Annotated in this window: 8 protein-coding genes; 4 read left to right on the top strand and 4 right to left on the bottom strand. The window is 68.0% G+C overall.

Going from position 1 to position 7944, the window contains the following annotated elements; all coding sequences use genetic code 11:
• Positions 1 to 121: 121 nt before the first annotated feature.
• The 3 genes from ON33_RS12080 to ON33_RS12070 form a co-directional block, all read right to left on the bottom strand.
• A complete protein-coding gene (locus ON33_RS12080; protein WP_040858551.1) occupies positions 122 to 2176 on the bottom strand; it encodes an NAD(+) synthase in 2055 nt (684 codons plus the stop codon).
• 91 nt (positions 2177 to 2267) lie between these two features.
• On the bottom strand, positions 2268 to 3191 hold the full coding sequence (locus ON33_RS12075) for an RNA polymerase sigma factor SigF (RefSeq protein WP_051151935.1): 924 nt from the start codon (positions 3189 to 3191) through the stop codon (positions 2268 to 2270).
• Positions 3191 to 3613 (bottom strand): ATP-binding protein, encoded by a 423-nt coding sequence (locus ON33_RS12070; RefSeq protein ID WP_040858485.1) that lies wholly within the window; start codon positions 3611 to 3613, stop codon positions 3191 to 3193. The genes ON33_RS12075 and ON33_RS12070 overlap by 1 nt, the downstream gene beginning before the upstream one ends.
• 127 nt (positions 3614 to 3740) lie before the next feature.
• Here ON33_RS12070 and rpe point away from each other — a divergent pair, with 127 nt between their 5' ends.
• Positions 3741 to 4406, top strand: coding sequence for a ribulose-phosphate 3-epimerase (rpe, locus tag ON33_RS12065; RefSeq protein ID WP_040858483.1), 666 nt, complete (start codon positions 3741 to 3743; stop codon positions 4404 to 4406).
• A 4-nt stretch (positions 4407 to 4410) separates the two neighbouring features.
• On the opposite strand, the gene ON33_RS12060 is transcribed toward rpe, so the two are convergent.
• Positions 4411 to 4857, bottom strand: a complete 447-nt coding sequence (locus ON33_RS12060) for a hypothetical protein (protein ID WP_040858481.1) — start codon at positions 4855 to 4857, stop codon at positions 4411 to 4413.
• A 529-nt stretch (positions 4858 to 5386) separates the two neighbouring features.
• On the opposite strand from ON33_RS12060, the gene ON33_RS12055 reads away from it, so the two are divergent.
• From ON33_RS12055 to ribH, 3 genes are all read left to right on the top strand, one after another.
• On the top strand, positions 5387 to 6013 hold the full coding sequence (locus ON33_RS12055) for a riboflavin synthase (RefSeq protein WP_040858479.1): 627 nt from the start codon (positions 5387 to 5389) through the stop codon (positions 6011 to 6013).
• Positions 6014 to 6182: 169 nt separating this feature from the next.
• Positions 6183 to 7427 carry a bifunctional 3,4-dihydroxy-2-butanone-4-phosphate synthase/GTP cyclohydrolase II gene (locus ON33_RS12050; protein WP_040858477.1) on the top strand — a complete coding sequence of 415 codons (1245 nt, stop codon included), beginning with the start codon at positions 6183 to 6185 and terminating at the stop codon, positions 7425 to 7427.
• Positions 7428 to 7464: 37 nt separating this feature from the next.
• Positions 7465 to 7944, top strand: coding sequence for a 6,7-dimethyl-8-ribityllumazine synthase (gene ribH / locus ON33_RS12045; RefSeq protein ID WP_040858475.1), 480 nt, complete (start codon positions 7465 to 7467; stop codon positions 7942 to 7944).

Below are 7944 nucleotides of genomic sequence, written 5' to 3'. Positions count from 1 at the left end.
GCGCCGACGTCGCCGCGTGGGGAGCGGGTGTCAGCCGGGGACGTTGCGGTCGAGCTCGTCGAGGCAGGTGGCGGTCGACGCATCGCTCGGCGCGCGCCGATCGCCGCGTGGGGAGCGGGTGTCAGCCGGGGACGTTGCGGTCGAGCTCGTCGAGCCAGGCGGCGGCCGACGCATCGCTCGGCGCGCGCCAATCACCACGTGGGGACAGGGATCCGCCCGAGCCGACCTTGGGGGCATTCGGGAGGGTGGAGCGTTTGAACTGGCTGGTCTGGATGAAGCGGCGGAGGAACTCGGCCAGCCAGTGTTTGACGGCCGGCAGGTCGTATTCGTGGCGCTGGTCGGCGGGGACGAGGTCGGGCCAGCCGCCGCGGGTGCGGTCGGACCAGACATGGTGGGACAGGTAGGCGATGCGGCTGGGCAGGTCGCCGAAGCGGAGCAGGTGGTAGAGGTGGAAGTCCTGGAGTTCGTAGGGGCCGACGGTGGCCTCGGAGCTCTGCAGGGGAGCGTCGCCGTCGCTGGGAATGAGTTCCGGCGAGATCTCGGTGGCGAGAATCGAGGCCAGGACCGCACCCGCCTCAGGACCCAGCTCGCCGGTGTCGATCGTCCAGGCCACGAGGTATTTGATCAATGTCTTCGGGACCGAGGCATTCACGCTGTAGTGGGCCATGTGGTCGCCGACGCCGAAGGTGCACCAGCCCAGCGCGAGTTCGCTGAGGTCGCCGGTGCCGACGACCAGGGCATCGTGCAGGTTGGCGAGCCGGAACAGGTGTGAGGTGCGCTCGCCCGCCTGCACGTTCTCGTAGGTGACGTCGTACCGCGGAACCCCTTCGGCGGCAGGGTGCTTCAGGTCTCGCAGCATCTGCGTGGCCGATGGCCGGATGTCGATCTCGTGCGCCGTCGCCCCGACCGCCCGCATGAGCCGCCGCGCATCCTCGAGGGTTCGGGCGCTGGTGGCGAAGCCGGGCATGGTGTACGCCAGGACATTCGAGCGCGGCAGTCCCAGCCGGTCCATGGTCTTGGCGGCCACGATGAGCGCCACCGTGGAGTCCAGGCCGCCGGACACCCCGATCACCACCCGCTGTGATCCGGTGGCGGTCAGCCGTGTGCTCAGTCCCTCCACCTGGATGCGATGCACCTCGGCGCAGCGCTCGTTGCGGCGGGCCGGATCGGCGGGAACATAGGGGAAGCGCGGGATTTCGCGCCGCAGCGCGACGGTCCCGGCGGGCACGGGCAGCTCGACGTCTATGCGCCGGAACCTTTCCAGCCGCTCCCGATGATCGTGCACGGTGTCGGCGAAGCTGGTGGTGCGCAGCCGGTCCGCTGCCAGCCGCCGCAGATCGATATCGGCGGTGACCACCTGCGGGTGTCCGGCAAACCGCTCGCCCTCCGCCAGCACATTGCCGTTCTCGCACACCAGTGCCTGTCCGTCCCAGGCCATGTCGGTGGTCGACTCGCCGTGCCCGGCAGCCGAATACAGGTACGCGGCGAGATACCGCGCCGAATGTGAGGCGCACAGTTCGCGCCGGTAGTCGGCCTTGCCGATGACTATATTGCTGGCCGACAGATTCACCAGCACACTGGCCCCGGCCAGCGCGGCGAAACCGCTGGGCGGCAACGGTACCCAGCCGTCCTCGCAGATCTCGAGATGGAACACGAAATCCGGCAGGTTGCTCGCGGTGAACAGCAGACCAGCTCCGAACGGCACCCGCTGCCCGGCGATCACCACGTGATCGTCGAGTGCCTCTCGCGCGGCCGCGAACTGACGCTTCTCGTAGAACTCCCGATAGTTGGGCAGGTAGCTCTTGGGCGCGGCGCCCAGCACCCGGCCCCGGTGAATCACGATGCCGCAGTTGAACAGCCGGCCCTGCGCGCGCACCGGCGCACCCACCACCAACACCGTCTCGATGGCGGTGCTTTCCTCGACCACGCGCTCGAGCGCCAGGCCGACCGCGGCGTCCAGCGCGTCCTGATGGAACAGGTCGTCGGCGGTGTAACTGGACAGCCCGAGCTCGGGGAAGATCGTCAGCGCCGCGTGCTCGGCCGCGGCGCGCCGGGCCAGCAACAGGGTCTGTTCGGCGTTGAAGCCCGGATCTGCGACCCGCACCGGTGGCACGGCCACCGCGACCCGCGCGAACCCGTGCCGATACAGCGAATCGAACGGCAGCTGCTGTGACAACACCGACCCCTTTGCATCCGGCCGAGGCGATCATGACCCGATCGCAATCTACCCATGCCGGGCACGCGCCGGGGCTCCGGCCACGCCGGAGTCATTCCCGGGCGGACTGCTCCCGCAGGCGGGCAAGGGTTTTGGACAGGATGCGGGAGACATGCATCTGGGAGATGCCCATCTGCTGCGCGATCTGGGTTTGGGTCATGGATTCGAAGAAGCGCATGGTGAGGATGCGGCGCTCGCGTTCGGGGAGGCCGGCCAGCAGGGGGCGGATGGCGACGTACTCCTCGACCCGGTCGAATTGGGATTCCTCCTCGCCGAGGGTGTCGAGCAGGGAGGCCTCGGTATCGCGGCCGACGGAGACGGCGTCGATACTGCTGGGCTGGTAGGCGTTTCCGGCGATGACCGCCTGGGTCACCTCGTCGGCATCGATCTCCAGGGCAGCCGCGATCTCCTTGGCCGTGGGGGAGCGCCCCAGCTGCTGGGAGAGCGCGTCGATGGCGGATCCGATCCGCAGATGGGTTTCCTTGACGCGCCGCGGCACCCGCATGGCCCAGGTGTTGTCGCGGAAGTAGCGGCGGACCTCGCCCATGATGGTCGGCACCGCGAAGGACAGGAAGTTGGAGCCGCGGGAGATGTCGAAGCGGTCCACCGCGTGCACCAGCCCGACCCGCGCGACCTGGGTGAGGTCGTCGAAAGGCTCTCCGCGGCCGCTGAATTTGCGGGCGATGTGGTCGGCGAGCGGGATGCAGCGGTTGATCAGCTCGGTGCGCAGGGCGGTGCGCCGCGCGGATTCCGGTGTGGCGGCGGCGAGTTCCTCGAACAGGGTGGCGACGTCGTCGTAGCCGGAGACGCTGCGCGCGACCTCCTCGACCTCCTCGGCCTCGTCGGCGTCGACGGCCTCCTCGGTGGCGTTCTCGGTTTCGGTCTCGTCGGCTTCCCGGTCTTCGTGGTCTTCGCGGGGCTCCTCGGAACCGGGCGCGCCGGCGGATGATGCGAACACGTTGTCTCGGTCGGTCACTACGCCTTCCCCCGGGCCCGCCGGAACTCCACCGCCGTCGGGTATCCGGAGATCGCCGGATCGAAGGGCTCCTGGGTGGCGGTGACCTCGTCGGAGAGGGTCCGCAGCACGTGCCAGCCGAAGCTGCGCTGGTCCGGTAGACCCTCGGCGTCCGCGATGCCGCTGACTCGTACGACCAAATCGGACTCGCCGACGGTGAACAGGCACTGCAGCGTGGTGCCGGGCGCGGCGAGCGCGATCAGCGTGGAGGCCGCCTCGTCGACGGCGAGCCGGATGTCGGCCACCTCGTCCAGGGTGAAATCACTGAGGAGCACCAGTGTTTCGGCGAGTCCACGCACGATGGGCAGCTGGGAGACGGACGCGGCGACACCGATCTCGACCGGTGTTCCGCGCAACCCTTGTTCCGCCGAAATGTTGATCACCCTGTAGAGGCTACCCATTCCGGTGCGCGGCAATCAGCCATTCACGCTCACGTGGGGGTCATGGGGGCCTGCCGATAGACTTCGCCCCGTGTGCACCTCTTCTTCGCCCTTTCAGCGGCCCGCGCCGATGATCGCCCCGTCCATCCTGTCCGCCGACTTCGCGAATCTCGCGGCCGAGCTGAAAGCGATCGAGGGCGCCGACTGGGTGCACGTCGATGTGATGGACAACCACTTCGTCCCCAATCTGACCCTCGGCCTGCCGGTGGTGCAAAGCCTGTTGAAGGCCACCGACATTCCGATGGACTGCCACCTCATGATCGATAACCCGGAGCGCTGGGCCCCGGGTTACGCCGAGGCCGGCGCCTACAACGTCACCTTCCACGCCGAGGCCACCGACAACCCGATCGCGGTGGCGCGCGACATCCGGGCGGCGGGCGCCAAGGCCGGGCTCTCCGTGAAGCCGAACACCCCGATCGAGCCCTACCTCGAGATCCTGCGCGAATTCGACACCCTGCTGGTGATGAGCGTCGAACCCGGTTTCGGCGGACAGTCTTTCATCGCGCACGTGCTCGACAAGGCCCGTAAGGTGCGCCGCCTGGTCGACGCCGGTGAGCTGCGCCTGGTGGTGGAGATCGACGGCGGCATCAATATGGACACCATCGAGCAGGCCGCCGAGGCCGGCATCGACTGCTTCGTGGCGGGCTCGGCCGTGTACGGCACCCCGGACCCGGCCGCGACCGTGGAAACCTTGCGGCAGAAGGTGATCGCCATCGAGGCGGCCTCCGCGCAGTAGCGGTTCAGTGCCGGAGCAGCGCTTCGACGACCGATTCCAGCGGCGGTACGGTGTCGATGTTTTCGGGGGAGTGCACCCAGGTGCGGTATCCCGTCCGCTCGTCGTCGGCGGACGGGAGCACGACCTGCGCGCCCGGGCAGGCGACGGTGGCGTAGAGCCGGAACAGCGCGGCGGCCACCGATTTGGTGAGGGACTCCGGTCTGGCGGGGCCGGTGATGAAGGTCCATCTGCGCGCCCGGGGGTGGTGCACGACCGGCCCGGCCAGATCGGCCTGCGTCAGCCGCTGCTGCACGCATTCGCCGAGGTCGGCGGGCATGGTGATGGCCCCGTACCGAGTGCCGATCTCCAACAGGATGTGCCGTGACGTCGGATCGATCGATGCCGGCAGGTGAAATTCGCGTCGATACTGCACGCAGCGAACTTCGAGTGTCGAATCGAGAAGCGTGGTCACGCTACACCCCCTACTGTGCCGATTGTGTTGTCTGCCACCTTGATCCGACCCGCGCGGGGTCCAACCTTCCTTCGGTTCGTTTGCGTCGAGATGATCGTCACCCGGCCCGGATCGGCCGTGGACGCGGTGACCGTTCTGCACTGAACTGCTCGCGGAGAGTTGAACTGGTGGAATCAGCTGCATAACAATCTTGCGGCCGTTTTCGTCGCTACGCAAGATTCTGGTGTGAGCGAGTCGCAAAGTGGGTACCGCTCCTTGTTGGGCCAGGTCAGGCCCATCAAAGAACCGGCAGATTCCGATATTTCAACTGCGATCCAGAGCTATGAACTCAATTCTCCGATCGCGCGTTGGCTTATGTCCGCCTTCGTCCATCCAGCGGTATCGAACGCCCCGGTGAACGAGGCCATATGTCGCCTACGACCCGGCGTCGTTAGTCTGAAGGGGACGGCCCGCCACGCGGGGAATACCGCGTACCGCACCGGCTGTTGGCCCGAGCGGAGCACGCAGACGCGATCAGGGAGAGGTACGCATGTTCACAGGCATCGTCGAGGAGCTGGGCGAGATCCTCGCCACCGAGCAGCTGGACGATTCGGCGCGGCTGACCATTCGCGGCCCCCTGGTCACCTCCGATGCGGGACACGGTGATTCGATCGCCGTCAACGGCGTCTGCCTCACGGTGGTCGACCGGCGTGTCGAGGGCGACACCTTCACCGTCGACGTCATGGCCGAGACGCTGAACCGCTCCAGCATCGGCGGCCTGGCCGTCGGCTCCCGCGTCAATCTCGAGCGCGCCGCGGCCGTGAACAGCCGCCTGGGCGGGCACATCGTGCAGGGCCACGTCGACGGCACCGGCACCATCGTCTCCCGCACCCCGCACGAGAACTGGGAGGTCGTGCGAATCTCCCTGCCCGACAGCATCGCTCGCTACGTGGTGGAGAAGGGCTCGATCACCGTGGACGGCATCTCGCTGACCGTCTCGGGCATCGGCCTGGGCGAGGACGCCTTCGCCGACGGCAGCAAGGACTGGTTCGAGGTTTCCCTCATTCCCACAACCCGTGAGCTCACCACATTGGGAACTGCCCAGGTCGGTACCACGGTCAATCTCGAAGTCGACATCATTGCCAAGTACGTCGAGCGGCTCGTGCAGCGCGGCTGACTCCAAAGTTCGCGGCCCGTCTCGTTCTGGACCGACGGAGCGGGGGAGCGAAGCGGAGGAGGGAAGAACGAGACCCTCAGGGCCGCGAACCCGCGACGCCGGAGGCGGCGCAAGTTGGACAGTGGCCTACTGTAATGAGGCACCTAATTCGAGATGGAGCACAACAGACGTGACCAGGTTCGACACCGTAGAGCGCGCAGTCGCCGACATCGCCGCCGGTAAGGCGGTTGTCGTCGTCGACGACGAGGGCCGGGAGAACGAGGGCGACCTCATCTTCGCGGCGGAGAAGGCGACACCCGAGCTGGTGGCCTTCATGATCCGCTACACCTCCGGTTACATCTGTGTGCCGCTCACCGGGGACGACTGCGATCGTCTGGGTCTGCCGCCGATGTACGCGGTCAACCAGGACAAGCACGGCACCGCCTACACCGTGTCGGTCGACGCTCGCGAGCGCATCAGCACCGGCATCTCGGCCGCCGACCGCGCCACCACCATGCGCGTGCTGGCCGACCGCAACGCCAAGTCCGACGACCTGACCCGCCCGGGCCACGTGGTTCCGCTGCGCGCCAAGGATGGTGGCGTCCTACGCCGGCCCGGTCACACCGAGGCCGCCGTGGATCTGGCCCGGATGGCCGGGCTCAGCCCCGCCGGCGTGATCTGCGAGATCGTCAGCCAGAAGAACGAGGGCGATATGGCGCGCACCGAGGAGCTGCGCATCTTCGCCGACGAGCACGACCTGGCGCTCATCTCCATCGCCGACATGATCGCCTGGCGTCGCCGCAACGAGAAGCACGTCAAGCAGGTGGCGGAGGCGAAGCTGCCCACCGAGTTCGGCGACTTCCGGGCCATCGGCTACGAGAGCGAATACGACGACGCCGAGCACGTGGCCCTGGTCATGGGTGATATCGGCGACGGCCAGGACGTCCTGGTGCGCGTGCACTCCGAGTGCCTCACCGGCGACGCCTTCGGCTCGCTGCGCTGCGACTGCGGCCCGCAGCTGGACGCCGCCATGGAGATGATCGCCCAGCAGGGCCGCGGCGTGCTGCTCTACATGCGCGGCCACGAGGGCCGCGGCATCGGGCTGCTGCACAAGCTGCAGGCCTACCAGCTGCAGGACGGCGGCGCCGACACCGTGGACGCCAACCTGGACCTGGGTCTGCCCGCGGATGCCCGCGACTACGGCATCGGCGCGCAGATCCTGGTCGACCTGGGCATCACCTCGATGCGGCTGCTCACCAACAATCCCGACAAGCGCGCTGGGATCGAGGGCTACGGCCTGAGCATCAGCGAGCGGGTGGCGATGCCCGTGCGCGCCAACAAGCACAATCTGCGGTACCTGCGCACCAAGCGGGATCGGATGGGCCACGATCTGGTCGGCCTGGAAGACCTGGACCTGGGCGAGACCGCGAACTGACGCGGCCGAACCGACTATCGAGAGGGCGGAACACAGGATGAGCGGTACGGGTGTACCGACCTTCGAGCTCGCCGATGCCAAGGACCTGAAGATCGGGATCGTGGCCTCGCGCTGGCACACCACGATCTGCGACGCGCTGGTCGCGAACGCGGAGCGGACCGCCCGGGACGCGGGCGTCGCCGACATCACCGTGGTCCGGGTCGCCGGGGCCATGGAGCTGCCGGTGGTGGCGCAGGCGCTGGCCCGCACCCATGACGCGGTGGTCGCGCTGGGCGTCGTGATCCGCGGTGGAACACCGCATTTCGAGTACGTGTGCGATGCGGTGACCGCCGGTCTGACCCGGGTGTCCCTCGACGAGAGCACCCCGGTCACCAATGGCGTGCTCACGGTGAACACCGAGGCGCAGGCCCTGGATCGCGCGGGCCTGCCCGGCTCGATCGAGAACAAGGGCGAGCAGGCCGCGGCCGCCGCCCTCGACGCCGCGCTCACCCTGCGCGAACTGACCCAGACCGTCTAG

The organism is Nocardia niigatensis NBRC 100131 (assembly GCF_000308655.1).
Classification (GTDB): Bacteria; Actinomycetota; Actinomycetes; order Mycobacteriales; family Mycobacteriaceae; genus Nocardia; species Nocardia niigatensis.
Note: the sequence above shows the minus strand (reverse complement) of the source record. Positions and strands in the feature narration are given on the sequence as shown.

Coding starts and splice junctions, on each gene's coding strand:
- rpe (WP_040858483.1), top strand. CDS start 3,741: ATGATCGCCCCGTCCATCCTGTCCGCCGACTTCGCGAATCTCGCGGCC.
- ON33_RS12055 (WP_040858479.1), top strand. CDS start 5,387: ATGTTCACAGGCATCGTCGAGGAGCTGGGCGAGATCCTCGCCACCGAG.
- ribH (WP_040858475.1), top strand. CDS start 7,465: ATGAGCGGTACGGGTGTACCGACCTTCGAGCTCGCCGATGCCAAGGAC.